The sequence below is a fragment of the Acinetobacter portensis genome, from assembly GCF_009372215.1.
Taxonomy (GTDB): Bacteria; Pseudomonadota; Gammaproteobacteria; order Pseudomonadales; family Moraxellaceae; genus Acinetobacter; species Acinetobacter portensis.
In genome coordinates, this window is sequence record NZ_LWRV01000111.1 from 1 (window position 1) to 930 (window position 930).

General features: G+C 34.6%; 1 protein-coding gene and 1 pseudogene. Both read right to left on the reverse strand.

The window, feature by feature from the left end; all coding sequences use genetic code 11:
• Positions 1 to 85 precede the first annotated feature (85 nt).
• A pseudogene (locus tag A6M14_RS13400) lies at positions 86 to 391 on the reverse strand (roadblock/LC7 domain-containing protein); the annotation flags it as partial.
• A gap of 13 nt (positions 392 to 404) precedes the next feature.
• Positions 405 to 908, reverse strand: coding sequence for a GTP-binding protein (locus A6M14_RS13405; protein WP_152875736.1), 504 nt, complete (start codon positions 906 to 908; stop codon positions 405 to 407).
• Positions 909 to 930: the final 22 nt, after the last annotated feature.

The following is a 930-nucleotide window of genomic DNA, read 5'->3' on the forward strand; positions in this document are numbered from 1 at the left end:
AATTCTAAAACACCCCCTGTCATAAGACAGGGGGTGTTTTTTTATGTATATAAAATTAGAAATATGAAAAATAATGGAATTATAGCTAGAGCTCGCTGATAGATTTACTTGATCTTTTTAGTGCGTGAAGTAATTGACCTAATAATATATCTTTTTCAGCAAGTACCATAATAATCATGGGATATTGTGCATTGGGAATAGAGGTTAAAATGGCTTTTCCATTTTCAGCATCTAATGTGATTGATTGGCATTCTATAAGTTGTAGTTCAGTCATAAGTGCGCTGACCATGGCATGGAGTGAGCTACTCACAGCTGCTAATTTTGTTCTGTTGAATGAATCTTTTTTGTATAGTGTCGTTAATTCAAAGCCATCTGTTGAACACATCATAATAGGCATTCTCCAATTATGATGTGATGTTGTAATTAATTTCTATAGATGTGATGAGTGCTTCAAGTAAGAGTTTTACATCTGTTTTTTTTCGTGCATCGATCATAAATAATGGATGATATAGATCATTTTTAATCAACCAATCTTGGTATATATATGTCGATTTATCTAAATCTTCATCTGTATGTGTAATTCCTATCGCAATATATTCTGTATATTCTTGAAAGACCTCTAAATAATGTTCAAGTTCTTCAATTGAGTTTTCTAAGCTGTGATCGATGAGGATGATTGCTCCAATTGCCCCCTTACAGATAACAGACCATATAAAATCAAAGCGCTCTTGTCCTGGTGTTCCATATAAGCCAATCACCAATCCATCATCGAGGGTAACCTCACCATAATCGATTCCTACAGTTGTCTGAAGCTTTGAATGGCTTTCCTGATCTGTATTTAATGCTTCTGTTACAAGAATTGGTATTTCAGAAAGTGAGCGGATGGCTTCAGTTTTTCCTGCTCCCATAGTGATGTGTGCTGAGAAAACA